At 53.0% G+C, this 18,189-nt stretch carries 10 protein-coding genes; 5 read left to right on the top strand and 5 right to left on the bottom strand.

The window, feature by feature from the left end:
* Nucleotides 1-417: 417 nt before the first annotated feature.
* Both MK110_05340 and MK110_05335 read left to right on the top strand, forming a co-directional pair.
* Nucleotides 418-1,503 carry a KpsF/GutQ family sugar-phosphate isomerase gene (locus MK110_05340; GenBank protein ID MCH2210703.1) on the top strand — a complete coding sequence of 362 codons (1,086 nt, stop codon included), beginning with the start codon at nucleotides 418-420 and terminating at the stop codon, nucleotides 1,501-1,503.
* Nucleotides 1,504-1,523: 20 nt separating this feature from the next.
* The gene (locus MK110_05335; protein MCH2210702.1) at nucleotides 1,524-4,580 is read left to right on the top strand and encodes a hypothetical protein; all 3,057 of its coding nucleotides are present in this window, start codon (nucleotides 1,524-1,526) and stop codon (nucleotides 4,578-4,580) included.
* Between the two features lie 412 nt (nucleotides 4,581-4,992).
* Here MK110_05335 and MK110_05330 read toward each other — a convergent pair whose 3' ends face one another.
* The 3 genes from MK110_05330 to MK110_05320 all read right to left on the bottom strand — a co-directional run bounded on the left by MK110_05330 (nucleotide 4,993) and on the right by MK110_05320 (nucleotide 10,941).
* Nucleotides 4,993-6,642, bottom strand: coding sequence for an ABC transporter permease (locus MK110_05330; protein ID MCH2210701.1), 1,650 nt, complete (start codon nucleotides 6,640-6,642; stop codon nucleotides 4,993-4,995).
* A gap of 122 nt (nucleotides 6,643-6,764) precedes the next feature.
* Nucleotides 6,765-8,138 carry a hypothetical protein gene (locus tag MK110_05325; protein ID MCH2210700.1) on the bottom strand — a complete coding sequence of 458 codons (1,374 nt, stop codon included), beginning with the start codon at nucleotides 8,136-8,138 and terminating at the stop codon, nucleotides 6,765-6,767.
* Between the two features lie 238 nt (nucleotides 8,139-8,376).
* Nucleotides 8,377-10,941 (bottom strand): ATP-dependent Clp protease ATP-binding subunit, encoded by a 2,565-nt coding sequence (locus tag MK110_05320; GenBank protein MCH2210699.1) that lies wholly within the window; start codon nucleotides 10,939-10,941, stop codon nucleotides 8,377-8,379.
* 540 nt (nucleotides 10,942-11,481) lie between these two features.
* Between MK110_05320 and MK110_05315 the strand changes: the two genes are divergently transcribed.
* Nucleotides 11,482-13,140 (top strand): thiamine phosphate synthase, encoded by a 1,659-nt coding sequence (locus MK110_05315; protein ID MCH2210698.1) that lies wholly within the window; start codon nucleotides 11,482-11,484, stop codon nucleotides 13,138-13,140.
* A gap of 15 nt (nucleotides 13,141-13,155) precedes the next feature.
* The gene (locus MK110_05310) at nucleotides 13,156-13,911 is read left to right on the top strand and encodes a hypothetical protein (GenBank protein MCH2210697.1); all 756 of its coding nucleotides are present in this window, start codon (nucleotides 13,156-13,158) and stop codon (nucleotides 13,909-13,911) included.
* A gap of 104 nt (nucleotides 13,912-14,015) precedes the next feature.
* Here the strand turns inward: MK110_05310 and MK110_05305 are convergent, their stop codons facing one another.
* Nucleotides 14,016-15,164 (bottom strand): hypothetical protein, encoded by a 1,149-nt coding sequence (locus MK110_05305; protein ID MCH2210696.1) that lies wholly within the window; start codon nucleotides 15,162-15,164, stop codon nucleotides 14,016-14,018.
* Nucleotides 15,165-16,117: 953 nt separating this feature from the next.
* On the opposite strand from MK110_05305, the gene MK110_05300 reads away from it, so the two are divergent.
* Nucleotides 16,118-16,897, top strand: a complete 780-nt coding sequence (locus tag MK110_05300) for a FliA/WhiG family RNA polymerase sigma factor (protein ID MCH2210695.1) — start codon at nucleotides 16,118-16,120, stop codon at nucleotides 16,895-16,897.
* 87 nt (nucleotides 16,898-16,984) lie between these two features.
* Here MK110_05300 and MK110_05295 read toward each other — a convergent pair whose 3' ends face one another.
* Nucleotides 16,985-18,187, bottom strand: coding sequence for a hypothetical protein (locus tag MK110_05295; protein MCH2210694.1), 1,203 nt, complete (start codon nucleotides 18,185-18,187; stop codon nucleotides 16,985-16,987).
* Nucleotides 18,188-18,189: the final 2 nt, after the last annotated feature.

Raw genomic sequence — 18,189 nt, 5'->3', positions numbered from 1 at the left:
TACTTTTGCAGGAATCAACGAAATGACCGATGAAAATTAATTGGTATGGGTTACCGATTTGGTTTATCGATGTTGACGAAATCTATCAGGCGGGAGAAACACGGATCGATGATGAGTCACCGGCTCACATGTTCGGGACTGTACAGAGAGGTTGTTTCGGACTGACATACAGAACAGTGACAGGGATGAAATGGCAGTGAATACCTTGTTTTTCAACGTGTTGCTGTCCGGAATTCAGGTGAGTCTGTGAGTCAACAGCGGTGAAGAGAACTGCAGTGATATGTTTCCGGCAGAAACAGCCCAATGCTGCAAATGGCAAGGGGTGTGTTTAAGTGCCGTTAGCGAAACAGTTTACGGCTACATTGACCCGTTTTTGACAGTTGCGGTACCATAGCAGGGTTGATTAGGACGGCCAGGATGGCGTCAGACACCGGATTCAGGGAAGAGTCAATGCGGGAACAGCCAACGTCGTCTGAGGTAATTCCTCTGGACGCCGTGGATCAGTTACGTTTTGCGCGTGACGTTATCTGCGAAGAAGCACAGGCATTGGAGGTCTTGGCGGATTCACTGGACACTTCGTTTTACGAAGCGGTTCGGTTGGTTGGCGGGACGTCCGGCTGCGTGATTGTGACGGGGGTTGGTAAGGCCGGTCTGATCGGACAAAAGATGGTGGCAACATTCGCCAGCACGGGAACTCGTGCATGGTTTTTGCATCCGACAGAGGCGCTTCATGGTGACATCGGCTGCGTTCACGACGACGACATCGTGCTGATGATTTCCAACAGTGGTCGCTCGGAAGAAGTCCTGCGGTTGTTGCCCTTATTTTCGGACCGCGATATTCCGGTGATTGCCCTAACACGAGACTGCTGTAATCCGCTGGCCCGTGGCGCGAGAGTTACCATAAACATCGGCCATCATCAGGAGGCCGGCGAGTTCAGGCTGGCGCCCACAACCAGTACAGCGGCGATGCTCGCAGCGGGAGATGCTCTGGCATTAACGATCAGCAGGGTTCAGGGGTTTACGGTTCATGACTTTGCGAAGGTCCATCCGGCGGGAGACATTGGTCGTCAGTTACTGTCCGTGCGCGACGTTATGAGAACCGGGGAGGATCTTAGGATGGCCAGTCCGTCCCGTACAATTCGGTCTGTACTGGTTGATCAACAGCTGCCTGGCCGCCGTACAGGGGCTGTCCTGCTGGTTTCCGATGAGGGAACACTGAGTGGGATCTTTACGGACAGCGACCTCACGCGCCTGCTTGAGCAGCACAGAGAAAATCAGCTCGATCGTCCCATCGCCGAAGTGATGTCTGCAAATCCATGCACAATTCACCAGTCAGCTCTGGTTCCTCAGGCTGTGGAAGTGATGTCTGTCGGCAAGCTCAGTGAGTTACCGGTGATTGATGATCAGGGTTGTCCGGTTGGAGTGATTGACATCACGGATCTGATTGACCTGCGGTCGTCCGGTGAGCAGATTATTGATTCTTCACAGCGATACTCTGCGTGAATGCACGGAAGTCTGTCATAATGGATGTGCAATCACCAACCGATCGAGTGCTTCGAAGTCTTGTTGCGGCGGTAACGTTAAGCGGCCTGTGCTTTGGCTACATACAGTTCTGTTCACAATGGCTGGACGTTGAACGTAGTGTGCGGAGACGTCCGGTACAGGCTTCACAGGCAGAAGTGATTTCCGTCGCAGATGAATCGGTGCTGCAGTGGTTTCCCGAAAGTGCCTGGGTCCGCCAGGCGAATAAAAGCTTTCGAAATGACCGTCAGTATCTGTTTTTTAACACCCAGGAAACCACAGAAGTTCCGGCAGCCGGTCCTGCCGAGACTGCCGGTCAGTTAATTGATCTGAAGCCGGTTGCAATGCTTTGGAAGAATCAAGATCCCGACGTCAAGCCGATCGTCGTCACCGCGGATTCTGCGCGTCTGACGCTTTCTGAACGATTCTCAGCAAAGAATTCCTCAGTTGGACGAATTATTAACGGCTGGCTGACCGGCAATGTTGTGATTCAGGGTCCCAAAGGTCTGCACATCACCGGACATGAATTTTCAGTGGATGAGATTTCAATGAAACTGAAATCGTTCAACCGTGTTGACTTTCACTGGGAGAGTCACAGTGGTTATGCGGACAATGGTGTTGAAATTTTGCTCGAACCTGATTCTGAAAATGCCAAAGGTCTCACTTCGGTGAATACTGTTACAGCTGTGAAAATGAATGGTCCGGTTGTGTGCAGCCTGCAGTTCGACGAGCCACGGAACCAAAATGGAACTGAACTGGAGATTGTTGCTCCCGGAAGTTTTGTATTCGATCTCAGGACGAATCGGGGAATATTTTACGGGATGCGTGGCGGTAACGACTACCGGCAGACGGACGTGCGGGTGAAACGAATGACTGATGGTGAACCGGACCGCATGTATTCTCCGGAGCTCCATGTGGCATTTTACCAGAATGTTCTTGAGGACACCGGCAGAGCCAATATCAGTCGACTTCATCTTGGCAAAGTTTCAGCCAGAGGCGTCTCGAAAAAAATTGTCCGGTATTACTCGACTGAGAACGACATTAAAGCCGGCATGATGCAGCTGGACTATCAGGTTGGTGCTCGTCAACTGGATATGTACGGTTCACTCCAGTCGCAGGACAGTTCAAAACGACAACAAAGGAAACTAAGTATCCAGCAGAATGGTCGTGTGTTGCGTGTTCCTCACCTGCGACTGCTTCACGGTGAAGGGACCGGCGTTGAGCGTATTGAATGTATCGGACCCGGTTCTATCTTTCCTGCTTCTCTAGGACGTCCGGGAAAATCCCGCTGGAATGTGGGGGACCGTGATATCGCGGCTTCCGTCCTGTGGACACGACACCTCAACGTGCGTCGGCAGGCCGCCGGCAAGTCCTGTACTGTCACAATTGCCGGTGGCGGAAAAGTGTCGCTTCCGGACCGTCAGATGAAGATTGAGGGCCGAACCATCAAACTCAGGCTGGACGCTGCGGAACAGGTGCCTACCGGGAGGCAGTCCCGAACTCCGCCGGAGTTGTCACTGAATGTGGCGGATTTACGCCCGGAGAAACTGGTAGCTCAGGGAAATGTGATTGTTCGGTCGCCAAGAGTTTCGGGTGAATTGAAGGATCAGTTGACGGTTTATTTTCATCCGAATGAGGACAGTGTCAAAAGAAACATCAGTGTGATTTCACAGACAAAGGAATTGTCCGGTTCAAACGAGAAACGTGCTTCGCAGACTGAATCTCGTCTTTCGGGCGATCAGGGACATTCCACATTCTTTGGTCGGGAAATGACGGCAAAAGTTGTGCTTTCCGATGATTCCTCTGGGCAGCAGCGATGGAGCCATATTCGGCTGGCCGGAGACGTCATTGTCCAGCATCAGGGCATTGATCCGAAGGACGCGTATACCGCTGAAGGCAGTACGTTTATTGCCGAAAATGGTGTTGGCGATCAGGCTGATATCAAGTTGTTTGGAAATCCAGCAATGCTCCGTTCTTCAACGGGGCACGTCACAGGGCTGAGGATCGACCTGCATCAGGCTGAGGGTGTGGCCGAAATCAATGGCGGTGGTAAGCTGGAAATGGTGATTGATCAGGATTTCGACGGACAGCAGTTACCGAGTCCGGTTCCCATTAAGATTCGCTGGACAGACTACATGAATGTTCGCGGTAAAAGGGCACATTTTGTCGGTGGCATTCGTGTTGATGTTGACGAACTCCAGTATGCCGTGGATGACCCACAGGTCCATGATGCGGAAATCCGTACGCCCGAACTGATGGTCTTTTTTGCTGATGCGATTAATCTCGCCGGTTCGCAGAACTCTGAACGCATTAGCGTTGACTCAGTTAGTTCGTCAGATTCTCCCGAAATTGAACGGATTCGTTGTGTGGGTGAGACGCTTATACATCGGGAATCCTTTACTGACGGAGAGTTGGACGGTTTGCTGAATGCAAAGATGGTTGATCTGGAGCTGGAACCAGGCACCGGGAAATTTTCAGCAATTGGTCCGGGATATATTGAGTCAACGACAACGAACACCAAATCCGGTCCGGTGACGCAGATTCGTGTGGAGTCGAATCGCCGAACCGAAATTGGCAGATCGCCACTTGTTCGGCTGAGGGCGTCGTTTATTGGACAGATGGAGGGAAGTCTGAATGACCGGGACGTAAGTCTGAGAAACTTCGTGACTATTGCTTTTGTTCCTGTGCAGGAACTCGATGAGAAAATAGACTTGGAGTCACTTCCGGCGGAGACGATGCCGGAAGACAGTCGACTGCTGCAGGCTGAAGAAGTCTACATTGAATCGGTGCCTGGTGCCGACGGCGATGAGTTTTCAGTGACAGCGGTTGGCGATGCTCAACTGGAATCCCGCGACCTGTCCGGTGACGCGGACAGGATTTCCTACGATCGTTCCAAATCACAGATCACTTTGACTGCCGAAAATGGTCGTTTGGTCAACCTGCGTCAGCGATTGGGAGGAACCGGACAGTTTCGTATCGTGAGTGGTCCACGGTACCAGTACAATCTGGAAACGCAGGGATTATCCGGCAGGAATTTCAAACTGGATGTTTCAGATTGAGATCTGTGTTGACCTCTTAGTGAAACGGACCACGTGCAAGAATCGTGTGATTCGGGAACGGATGGATTTACGGAGACCGAAATTCCAGTCGTTTCAGGCGACCGAATTCTAAGCCGGAAGGAGTGTTTGACGATATTGGCAGGCTGTGTGCAGTGCCCGTCGGGTGGTTCTGTGTTGACCGTGTTTCTTTTGCTGGTTCTGTCATGTTTTAACGGGTGCTTTCTGACGGTGTTCGTGATCAAAAAACTAACCGAACTTGCTACATCTCTCAGGATTTCGGTCAAACAGTAGCACAGGACTTCCAGTGCAGCGTTTGATGGTCTAAGGGAGAGCCGTCTGTGTGAGAAAGACCGGCAGAACATACCGTCAGTTTTAGTGATGCGGTCTCTCAAAGTATGAAAGCTGCCGGCCGTCAAACCGGAGCCTGGAATTCCAGCAGGGAGAACAGCAGGTGGACCAGCAGGACGAGTAACGTTGACCAGAGAATTGTTCGCGTGACACCGGTACTGATTTCCGGTCCGGATTGCTTTGGTGTTGATCCACAGTTCCAGGCGACCATTGCGATTCCGGCGGCGCAACACAGCAGCTTCGCAATTAACCAGTTGCTTCCGCAGTAGAATACTGCTGCCGGGTCACGCAGCTCTTTGTGGTAGTGTGCATCCCAGAATACCACACCCTGATCGGCATGGGTGGCCAGAAATGCGACTGCTGCAGTGAGCGTTGCTGCTGCATAACTCAGCAGTGTCAGCAGTGGAGTTCCCAGCAGAAAAGCATAGAGAATGGGTGTCCGCAGTGATCGTTCGGGATCAATGCCGATTGTTTTCATCGCATCGATCTGATTTCCATAGACCTTACTGCCAATATCGGCGGCCACCGCAGCTCCAGACCGGGCAGCGATCAGAATCGTGCACAGAAGCGGCACCAGGAATCGGTAAAGTGAAAAACCGGTTGCATGCAGCAGGTTTTCAATCAGCAGAGGTTCCGTGTACTGACGAAAGGGCAAATAACGAAAAATAAAATCCTGAGACACGAAACCGATGATGATTCCGGCAATCGTGATGTAGACACAGGCCGACGGACCGGCGACCAGACCCAGATAGTGACGTGTGCTTCGAAGTCCCCAGCGGAAGCTGTTCCACATCGGCAGCAGTGACCAGGGCAACCTCACGATTTCTTCAATGGACTGTCCGCTGCGACCAAGAAAACGCGACCCCGCCGACATGAGTTTAGCTGGTAGGCCGGGTTGTGGCGGGCTGTCGGTGTCGACGTCAGGCGGGTCGCCAATAGCTTTGCTTAACCGGTCCCATTGCTCGCGCGGGATTTCTTCAAGAGAATGACGAACATGATTCAGGACATAGATCCGGTCTGCGATCGTCTTTAGTGCCTGGAAGTCATGAGTGATAATCACCGAAGTCCGCCGGAACTGTTCCTGTGTTGACCGGATCAGCCGGGCTACTCGTTCGGCCGTGGCGGCATCCAGACCGGATGTTGGCTCGTCATAGAGAATGATATCGGTATCCATTGCAACGGCTCTGGCAATGGCAAGACGCTGTTGCTGACCGCCGCTTAACACGGAGGTTGGTCGATCGGTGGGGACTCCGAGCTGGTCCAGGAGACCTGAGGCCCGATCGCTGACGCTGGCTTGTGTGGCAGAAGGGGAGGCTGTGTGATCCAGTGCGATTTCCACGTTTTCCCGTGGCGTCAGTTCGTCGAACAGCGCATAGTTCTGGAACACGACCGCCGCTGAAGAATCGGGGCGGGGGCCGGAGGACGATTGACGGTCAATTTGACCGGTCCATCTGATAGCATCGTCAGACGAGTCGATTAGGCCCGCGAGAATTCGCAGTAGCAGTGATTTGCCAACACCGCTGCAGCCAATGATCAGACTGACGCATCCGCCCGGAAATTCTGCTGCAGAGTTGCACAGCAGTGAACGCCCGCCTGCGCTGATGGACATTTCTGATAAATGAACGGAGACTCCCTCATCCGTCTTTCGGGGGGGATCAGGGGGGGGGACCGTTTGTGAACTGGCGGGAGTATCAAAGCCGGAATCGGTTGTCATGGCGGACAGTCAGTTGCTTTCGGAGTGATTGGCAGATGAAAATTCGCCTGTCAGACACTGGCAGCGTTGTTTTCGCAGCACATTGATACGCCACATAGACTGCGGGACGTTACTTTTCGAATTCACATTGATGCTCCCCTGACTTCCGGAGAAGAAGATGAGTCGAACCGCTGAGATTCGGGAGTCAGCGGGCTTTGCTGCTGACCGAAAAATCTCAGCGGATACTGCATCGGTTTACCTGCGACCCGGATCTCAATAGAGCCGGGTTGGTTGCTGAGATTATCCGGAACTATGACGAACCATCGTCGGTCTTTTCTGAGTATCTGCGATCTGAGTACTCGCGAAAATTCGGCCGTAATTCCTTTCTCACGATTGCCAAAGATCAGATCACCGATGGAACGCACCATTGGTTCGAGTCGGTCGGAGGTGACCCGAAGGGCGGTTCTTGTCTGTCGGCTGTTCCAGTACTGTTTAAGCTCACTGTGCAGGACGGTATTTTCGATTGTCGCCTTGCGGACGATAACTCCGAGGACGCGGCTCGCTTCCGGGTCTTCCATGATATGTTGAATGGTATCCCGAACCTTACTGCGAACCGATTCATTTTCCATAACACGTTTAATGATCTGCCTGGTGACACCAATGAGTTCATCAGTGCGGGCCTCCAGTTCCGGCACGGCTTCACGTTCAATAAATCGCTCGAATTCTGTGCGGACGGCGCTGCGTTCCGGGAGTGGTGAAACATCGTAAAGATAGCGTAAGGCGAATGATGTCAGTGAGACGCGATTCCAAAGTGACCTGCCGATTTCCATTGCGAGCGGTTGAGATTCTTCCTTAATGATTGGCAGAATCTCTTCGCGAACAATCGGGATAAGCTGCCGGGTCAGAATCTCTGCCTGAAATCTAGTACTCAGGTGTTGAAAATCTTTCTGATAGTTACTGATGATTCCGGGCAGTTCAGCTTCGACAGCCCTGATGGCCCGATTCATTCCTTCTTTTACCACCGGTTCCAGCTGTTCCAGCACAATGTTCTCATGGACACCCCACTCACTTCGGACCATCGCTGCAATCTCAACGCGGCGTTCCGGAGGAATCATTGTGGTGATGACCTGGTCGAGGTTCATCGGAGTGGTGTAATATTCCAGGTGGCAACCGTCAGGAAACTGAGCCAGCACGCTGTGATAGATCACGATCTCCGCGGACTGCACGTACTTCGGATTGTGGGCCCTGGTTCCGTCGATATTTGAGACGTAGCCTGCCTGAATGAAGCGGTCATTGGTTGTGGCAACAAACACGGGATCGTGCAAAGCGATCCTCAGTGGTACCGAAGTTTTTGCCTGTTCGACGTTTCGGGCGCCGGTGATCCAGCCGCGGAGATCTCCTGACAGTTTCGTCAGACTTGCGGACTGTTGAGCCAGTCTGGAGTGTGTAGACAGGCAGACGGAGATAATGACGGTCAGCCAGCCGGTGGTTCCAAGGATAACATGGCGCAGTTTCAACATCCGGCTCCGTCTGAGCAGGAATTCCTGCATGTCTGTTCCGCAGTCATCTGTCCTGCAGGTTCAGCAAAACATTCGACAGTGTCCTGTTCGCCAGGAAGGACGAATTCCCGAAAGAAACAGTGACATGATCTGAACATTTGCTTAATGAGAAGCTGTTTATAACTTAAAAGTCCCCGGTCAGGTGACCGGGGACTGAATCATGTTTACAGGCAGAGACCGACGTCATCGCTGTTGCCTACTGATCATCCGTCGATTCCTCACCGGACCCGACTCCGGCCAGTTCTCCTTCTTCGACTGTTTCCGGTGGTTCTTCAAAGTCACCGTCAAACCTCAGCTGCTTTTGATCCCCGACTTCAGTGACAGACACGTTGATCACATTTTTGCCTTCGAATGTGCCTCGCAGCAGTTCTTCAGACAGTGTGTCTTCGATGAAACGCTCAACACTCCGTCGTAGTGGTCGAGCACCGTAATCCAGGCCGTCGTCCACTTCGCCTTTATCGATAATAAACCCGCGTGCTTCATTGCTTAGCACCAGACGCAGGCCTCGTTCCATCAGTCTGTCGTAAACCTTAGCCAGTTCGATGTCCACGATTTCCATGAGTTCTGAGCGGGTCAGTTTACGGAATACGACGACTTCGTCCAGACGTCCAAGGAATTCCGGTTTGAACTGCTTCTGCAGTTCGTGCATCAGGTTTTTCTTCATGTCGTCATAAGACTGCTCCTCATCCGTATCACGAAGAGTGTGGAGTCCCATACTGCCGCCGTGGGCCATTTGGTTGGCTCCGGCATTGGTGGTCATGATCACAACAACATTTTTGAAGTCGACCGTTCGGCCGAAGCTGTCGGTCAAATGCCCTTCTTCCATGATCTGCAGCAACATATTGAATACATCATGATGAGCTTTTTCGATCTCATCCAGCAGCACAACTGCATAAGGGCGCCGGCGAATTTTTTCGGTGAGCTGACCACCTTCTTCATAGCCCACGTATCCAGGAGGAGCACCGATCAGTCGGCTGACGTTGTGTTTTTCCATGTACTCGGACATGTCGATCTGGATCAGTGCATCTTCGTCTCCGAACATAAATTCGGCCAAGGTCTTGGCCAGCAGTGTTTTACCGACTCCGGTGGGGCCGGAAAACAGAAACGCACCGGTTGGTCGTTTAGGATCCTTCAGGCCGCTGCGGCTTCGTCGGACGGCTTTGCAGACCTGTGTGATCGGTTCATCCTGACTGATCACACGTTTGTGAAGTTCGTCTTCCATTTGCAGGAGGCGGACGGCGTCTTCGCTGGAGAGTCGAGTGAGTGGAATTCCGGTCATCTTGGCCACCACTTCGGCCACAACTTCAGCGTCCACCACACCGTCTGTCTTGCGTGATTTTTCACGCCATTCTTCGGTTAGCTGGTCTTTCTTTCGCCGGAGCTTATCGGCCTGATCACGCAGCGACGCCGCTTTTTCAAACTGCTGTTCTGCCACGGCGTCTTCTTTGGCCTGGTTCAGTCGCTGAATTTCATCTTCGATTTCCTTGAGATCCGGAGGCCGCACCATCGATTTCAGACGGATACGGGCCCCCGATTCATCAATGACGTCGATGGCTTTGTCCGGCAGACAGCGGGAGGTGATGTAACGAGTCGACATTTCGACAGCTGTTTCCAGTGCATCATCCGTGATCTGCACCCGGTGATGTTCTTCATAACGTTCGCGCAGGCCTTTGAGGATTTCCACGGCCTGTTCGGGTGACGGAGGATTGACCATTACTGTCTGGAAACGTCGTTCGAGTGCTCCGTCTTTTTCGATGTACTTGCGATATTCATCCAGTGTTGTGGCTCCGATCACCTGGAGTTCGCCACGACTGAGCGCCGGTTTTAAAACGTTGGAAGCGTCAATGGCGCCTTCTGCACCACCGGCTCCGACAAGCGTGTGCAGCTCATCAATGAAAAGAATGGTGTTACGCGCGCGGCGAACTTCATTCATCACCGCTTTGATACGTTCTTCGAACTGACCACGGTACTTGGTACCCGCGACCATCATTGCCAAGTCCAGGACAATGATACGACGTTCTGCAAGGAGATCGGGAACATTCCCGTCAACGACCATTTGGGCAAAGCCTTCCACGATGGCAGTCTTGCCGACACCGGCCTCACCCAGCAGGACCGGGTTGTTTTTTTGACGACGGCAAAGAATCTGAATCACACGTTCGATTTCGCGTTCGCGGCCGATCACCGGGTCCAGTTTCTTTTGCTTTGCCAGTTCACTCAGATCTCGACCAAAGCTGTCTAGGGCAGGCGTTTTGCTGCGGCTTCCGCTTCGCTGTGAACTGCCCTCAGTCCGTTCACCGCCACCTCCTGCTTCGGCGGCTTCCAGTCCGTGCCCAAGAAGATTCAGGACTTCGTCACGAACATCTTCAAGTTTCATTCCCAGATTCATTAAGACCTGTGCCGCAACACCTTCCTGTTCCCGCAGCAGGCCGAGAAGCAGATGCTCCGTGCCAACATAGTTGTGGTTCAGGTTCCGCGCTTCTTCCATGGCATACTCGATGACCTTTTTTGCACGCGGCGTTTGCGGGAGTTTGCCCATTGTGACCATGTCGGGACCGGTCTGAACAATCTTCTCGACTTCGATTCGAATCTTGCGGAGGTCGATGTCCAGGTTCTTCAGGACATTCGCAGCAACGCCGGAACCCTCTTTGACCAGTCCCAGCAGGACGTGTTCAGTGCCGATGTATTCGTGATTGAATCGCTGGGCTTCCTGATTGGCCAGCTGCATCACTTTGCGAGCCCGGTCTGTAAATCTTTCGTACATTCGGCTTCCCTCTCGTTAAAGAGTGTCTCAACAACAGGCTCGTCAGCTCTTCCAAGCCTCAAAGCTTTTGATGTTTCTGGGTCCTTCGGCCGACGGTTGAAACTTTGGCTGATTACAGTCAATCTAGCGCGGGATTTTATACCGGGTCTGGATTAACCGACGCACACAAAGAATTGCCTCAGGTTCGATATCGGTTACAGGGAGAGCAATAGCTTATCGCATTGTGTCCCCCAGTGAATCCTGCGACTTTCATCCGTCAAATCGTTAAGTTCCGTTCAATCCCCACCGTCGGACCGCCACTGTGGCAGGCTGAGTCGAGATTGTCCGGTTACGCGAATTACATACCGAATTCTATGGGTGACGGTGAAGATCGACAAGATTGTCCGATACACTCGTCCGGTGACTTCCTGAAGTAGTGCCGCAGAAACGGGATTCGTCGGTCGTTTGTTTCCCCGTATTCCTGAGGTTTTTTGGCGGACAGCCGGCTTTAGGGTTGCTTTTAACTGACTGTTCGGCCAGGGATTGGAATGTTCGGGCTTTATGCTTGCGCAAAATGGACAGGCGTTTGGAGTTTTCAAGTTGCCTTGTGATGACGCTGAGCTCCTGTTGACACCGTCTGTTTTCCGAATTTTGCAGCGCGTTGCAGAATGCTGTGGGTCTGAAGAACTCGCTCAGTGTACCGGTCATCTGATTTGTGTCCTGCTCGAGCAGGAATGTCCGGCAGGCGATTTGTTGAGGTCCGCCGGTGTGACCACAGACGATGTCGCCACAAATTTCTTTACTCCGGCAAAAGAATTTTCCACTGCGACACACAGCGATACTGATGCTTCAGTTGCTGTGAGAAGCCTGCATCTCCCGTCCGGGATGGTCCGAATCATTGAGGAAACGCGACGAATCGCCCGTATGGATCTGCGGTCTGCAGCAATTTCCAGTCAACATCTGCTTTCAGCGATGCTGCAGTTCAATACTCCTGTCTGCCGGACGTTGCGCCAACACGGGGTGACTGCGGAGTTATTGCTGACAAACTGCGGTATACAGGAAGCCGAGGCTGATTCCGTCACCGTTCGGGTGACTTCCGGAGCAGAGGTAGAAAGTTCGGGCGCTGCTGATCACAGAATGCTCAGCCATGATTCGTGTAAGCCTTCACGTGTGCTGGATGCCTGTATGAACCGGGCTCGGGAAGGAATTCGTGTGCTTGAGGACTGTGCACGTTTCGTCACGGACGACAGCGCGCTGGTAAGGGAGTTGAAGGATCTGCGGCACCGTCTGGCGGTTTCTGAGCAGAAACTGGCGGCGACTGATCCGGACCGTGTTCACAGTCATTCTGTGGTTTTGGAACGGGATGTCCCGGGAGACTGCGGAACGGGTCTCACGGGGTCTGTGGAACAGATCCGCCACGGGACAATAGATATTGTGAATGCCAATTCAAAAAGGATCCAGGAATCTCTGCGCAGCCTCGAAGAATTTGGCAAGCTGATAAGCTCTGAGTTCTCTGTCGAAATGAAGCAGTTGCGTTACCGGGCTTACGAAATTCATCAACGCATGCTGACCGGAGTCGTTTTCGGCTATTTCCGCCTAAAACGACTTGGGCAGGCAACCGTTTGTGTACTGATCACTGAACAGGGGTGTCGGCACGGATGGAAGCAGGTTGTCGAATCCTGCCTGCAGGGAGGAGCTGATATGATTCAGCTTCGTGAGAAACATCTGGACGATTCCGAACTTCTGTCGCGAGCGAAATGGCTGGCTCAGATCTGTCATGAGGCCGGTGCGTTGTGCATTGTCAATGATCGATCCGATATTGCTTACCTTAGCGGAGCAGACGGAGTCCATCTGGGGCAGCAGGACTGCTGCGTGAAAGACGTCCGGCGCGTGGTTGGTGCCGATTTGTTGATTGGTCTGTCCACCCACAATGCTGCAGACATTGACTCAGCGGCGGCGCATGCAGCGGACTATCTGGGTGTCGGACCGGTATTCGCGTCCAGTACCAAACACTTTGACAGCCTGGCAGGACCGGAATTAATGGCTACAGCCGGGTTTGTGACAAAGCCCTGGTTTGCGATTGGCGGAATTGATCGGAATCGTGTCGAGCAGGTTGCCGGTGCCGGTGCCCAACGAATCGCTGTTTCATCGGCTGTGATTGGCGCTGAAGAACCGGACAGAATCGTTCGCGATCTAAGTGAATGGTTCAACGACGTTTGAAGGACATTAGCAGTTGTGCGACCCCTGCTTCGACGGACATCCCGGGACTTTCTTGAATGGCTGCTGCCGTCAGAATGTCTGCTTTGTCAGACAGTGACTGATATCAATCCGGACCACGTACCGGCGACGATCTGTGTTGATTGTCTTGAGCTTCTGAATCCACCGCGGGTTGTTACCTGTGCAAACTGTGGTGCATCTCTGGGGCCCCACGCCGATCCGGCCGGGAAATGTCCCCACTGTCGCGGACGACGTTTCCGTTTCAAATCGGTAACGTGTCTGGCCATGTACGAGGGAGCTCTACAGACGCTGCTGCTGTCCGGAAAATGGTCATTTTCCTCCAACAGTATCCGGACGCTGGCAAAAGTGTTTGTTGATGTTCGTGCCCGGGAACTTCAGGCTCTGGGCATTGATCGTATCATTCCGATACCTCAGATCTGGCACCGGCGAATCATACGTAATTTCAATCCTGCAGCTTTATTGGCAACGGAGATTGGCAAAGCCCTGAAACGACCGGTGGACGTCAATGTGCTGGGAAGGTCAAGAGGTACCCCGCTTCAGAAACGAGCGACTGTTTCCGGTCGGCAGGCGAGTCAGCGTGACTCGTTCCGAATTCAGGACTCACACCTTGTAGACGGCAGGCGAATTCTGCTGGTAGATGACGTGTTGACCACAGGAGCGACCTGTGATGAAGCCGTGCGCATTTTGAATCAGTCCGGTGTGAAGCAGTGTCACGTCGCCGTTCTTACCCGGGTTTCCGGGCAAGCGACCTGATTCGCCGGTTTGGAGGATTCCTGCCTGTGCGCGACCCTGTGAACCGCAGCACTTGCATTCCTGATCAGTCTCAAACGCCTAGGGAACAACGTTCAGGCGGAACCTCAGACGTGTGGGATCACGCCGGATTCGAGCTCAATGGCTGAGGAAACCGAAGCCCAGCGGATATGCGCAAAACCTGCCGACATTTGGTCAGCAATATGCGTCATGCAGATTCCGGCTGCCAGTAGAATCAGATGATCTCCATCGTTCATCGGTGCTCTTCCGTTTTGAGCCAGGACTTCGTCCAGACGGGAAAGAACCGTAGGGACGGACGCTGAGATCACGTTTCCGTATCCTGAAAGATTATTAAGGAATTCCACCTCAGGAAACTCGGGCTGACCTGTAGCAACGAGCGCTTTCAGCAGTTTAGCACTTGGCTGATGAGGGATAACCACAACGCGTTCGTGTGGTTGAGGTTCGAACGAATCCATCGCTGCACGAAGGTTGGACAGCATCAATTCAATCGCATTGATGAACACAGATTCCGGATTCATCCTCATCACGGCGCGCCGAACAGGTGCGCCGCGGAAAGTGAAGACATCTGACCGTTCGGTCCGGAACAGCGGATCCGGATTAGGACGTCGATTTTGCGGAATAAGAAAGTCATCCGCAGAGATCAGATCGAGCGGCATTCCGCCACCGTGTTCCATGATCGCGCCAACAGCCCCTGCGGAAATCAGACCACAAAATAAGCGATCAGATCCGTCGTGCCAGAACTCCGGGGTTTCAATCGACAGCACAGCGATCTTTGCTCCGGGTGGCATGTGATCAGATTCAATACTTGCTTCCTGCAGCAGTTTCAGGAATCCAGTGCAGCCATAGTTAAACGGGGTGATCAAACCTTTCGGCAGGCCCAGGGAAGATTCCATTGATTGGGCGAGTCGATGGCAGGCACTGTGGTCGGTATGCGAATGGCAAAGCAGGATCGCATGACAGTCACGGAGATCTGTTTCGGATTCACATTCGAGGCGTTCGCAAAGTCGTACCGCCAAATCCCCGGCGGAGACGCCCTCCCGCAAAATTCGGCGGGTACGGATCCCCGTGGATTTTCTGATACTCGACAGACTTGCAAAGCCGGCCGAGCCGCCTTGTCGAGACAACTCAAGCACAGCCTCGTCGTCCAGCAGATCGAACAGATCATGCTGATCGTAGACATCGGCGATTGTGGAAATACCCAAATTTCCCGAACCGACCCCAGCAAATTCACCCACTGTTAATCCTTTGAGCATAGCTCCAAAACACATCGTCCGTCGGAGACGCTAATTCCACTGACCCCGCAGACTAACCCCATTTAACAAAATATCAGGAATGTTTGCCGTCAAATACCGACTTGCCCCTGGTATTTGGGTTTTTGTGAAAACCGCAGAGTTACCTGTGTCCATTCTTCCTGATCGGGCCGAATCGCTGAACTTTGTCCGGGTCATTCGGTGTGTGGTCTCAGCGAAGGTTCCCGTATTGAGCAGATTCTGCCGTTTTACAGAACAGTTAGTGGATTCTGATCATGGCGACTGCAACCGAAGCCATTTTAGACGTTGGAGTCGCGGTTTGAGGTGCAGCGTGTTTTTTGTGCCCTGTCGCCAGCGTTCGGTTGTGGTTCATTCCGGATCGGGTTGATCCTGATTCTGCAATTTGTGCGACTTGACTTTTGTATCGGCGACGCATTGGGAGTGTGCAGGATGAAACTGCCGACGAGTTGAAACAAATTCGGTTGTTTCTGCCGAACAAATGGCCTGGACTAAGAAACTCCGTTTTTCGGTCTTCCATCCCTCTGGACAACTCCAAAGCTGCTCAATTATCAACCGTGAAATCGCTGGTACCACCATGCGGGGACCGTCATGAAAAGTGACGGTCCGGTGACTGCCGGTGAGCGGTACAGGTAGTGCAGAAATGCGGGCCTGTATCAAATGATTTTCGGGTGAAACCGGATTGAAAAATTCTACCGGTTCCACCCGGTGATGTGACAGAAGTTGAATATTGATCGCGGGAGAGAAGAGCAGCACTCGAAACCATCTGTCTCAGATCAGTCCCCACAGGACTGTGTAGATGAATCCGGTGAGCCGGTGTGTTGAACCGGTTTTACTGGATTGGAGGCCGTAAGGGTTCCGAAACTATCGGATACCAGGTGGCACCCGTTTCCGGTGCGATGTTCGTTATGGAGGATTGAATGACCAGCAAGCTCAGTGAAGATATAGTGCATGTCTGGATAGAATTCAAAAAGGACATGCGCAATCAAGCCTTGCGGAACCGGCTGATGGAACGGTATCTGCCACTTGTGAAATACAATGCAGAACGCGTGTGGGCCAAACTGCCGGAAGGTGTGGATCTTAACGATCTGATGTCTGCTGGTGTCTTTGGTCTTATGGATGCCATCGAAGCCTATGATATGGAACGTGGCGTTAAATTCGAAACCTACTGCGTGCCACGTATTCGCGGGGCCATGCTGGACGAACTGCGAACCATGGACTGGGTTCCTCGTCTTGTACGCAGCAAAGCCAGCAAGCTGGAGGCCGCTCGGAAATCGGTTGTTGCCAGGGTCGGCCGTCCACCAACGGATGTCGAAATCGCCGGGGAAATGGGTCTTCCCATCCAGGAGTTTGAAAAACTTAAGGCTGAAGCCAGCGCAGTGAACCTGGTCAGCCTGAACAAGAAGTGGTACGAAACTGACGGCTACAAAGATGTCCGCGAAGTTGACGTGCTGGAAGATGCGAAGGGTGAAGATCCGACAAACGGCATCCAGAAACTGGATGTCATGAAACTGGTCACCCGGGGACTCAATCGTAATGAACGACTGATCATCATTTTGTATTACTACGAAGAACTGACAATGAAGGAAATCGGAACCACCCTGGGACTGTCTGAGTCCCGGGTGAGTCAGATGCACAGCAGCATCGTTGCGCGAATGAAAGAACAACTTGGCGACCGACGACCGGAGTTCAATCATTGATCTGCCGCGGCCCTTTGGAACAGTCGGGCGCAGCCGGTATTTCGCAGCCATGTTTTTTCGTTACACGGTACCACACTGTCATCTTGATCAGCGGGCAGTGGCATTGAGCCGGCAGGTCTGTGTGGCTTCTTTGATGGCTGGTTTTCCGGACAGTGAGACGGTGGTTCGACGCCACCACCTTATCGGGTCCGGCACATTCAGCCCGATTCTGACGTGTTGACTACTGTCCATGTCTCTGATCAATCTTCCGGCCACGGCCAGCTGAAATCTCGCCTGCGGATAGATTGGCACGCCGGCGGCGGCCAGGCTCCAGCGATCCAGACGTACCGTGTGCCATTCGTCCAGGGGCGTTGAATCAGATACAAACGGAGCCACTGACGCAGGCAGTTCAGCGGCAGCAGCGGAGTGGATCCGGAGATGAAGTGTTTCCGGACGAGGGGAATACAGTTGCCAGCCGGTCCAGCTGTCGGTGACACCGAACAGCGCAAGTGTTGACCATGTTATACACAATCCGGCAGCTGCAGTGACCGAAGCCGATGGAGATTTCTGATGCATGAACGGCACAGGAAACAGAAAAATAACCCATAAGGCCAGGAACGCGTTCCAGATGATAACAGCCGGATGCTGGTTGAGTCCCCAGGGACCCAGAGCTGTGATCAGGATCAGATGCATGGCGACAGCGAGTCCCCTGCCCACGGACTGGGTCCGTGATATCCACAACAACAGCCCGGCAGACAGCTCAAGCATTGTGCTTAGCAGACAGGCCCAGAACATTGTTTCTTCCGATGCGGTCAGATGTGTGAGATCCGCAGATTCCAGCAGTACAGTGACGACGCTGCGGCTCATTCCGGAATCGATGTTCGGTCCGAAACGAGAGACAGCGGCGAAGACGTAAATGCACGGCAACAGCCGCCGGAGTACGTTCAGCACGTCGTCGTTCGACAGAATCATGCGGAAAGACATGGTGAGCATAAACAACCAGTGCCACGGCTGCAGGCAATGCTGATTGCAGCAGACGGCCAGACCTGCCAGCAGGAGGCTCACGGCCGAGATACGTCGTCCGGGCATCAAACGTTTTCCACGGCCGGTGAAGGCAGCCACCAGTAAAGCGGCAACAAATGTCAGCGAAACGAGTCGAACCAGCATCAGCGGTATCTGGAGAAAGATGCCAAAAAGCGGGACAACAGGGAATTCTGCAGCACAAAGCCATAGACGCCAGGTCGTGGCAATCAGCACCAGCTCCGCCACGATGGCCGTGCGGAAAATGACGTTGATGCGGTGTGCTGTCATTC

It is taken from the genome of Fuerstiella sp. (assembly GCA_022447225.1).
In the GTDB taxonomy this organism is placed as follows: domain Bacteria; phylum Planctomycetota; class Planctomycetia; order Planctomycetales; family Planctomycetaceae; genus S139-18.
This window is presented reverse-complemented; position numbering and strand designations above follow the sequence as displayed.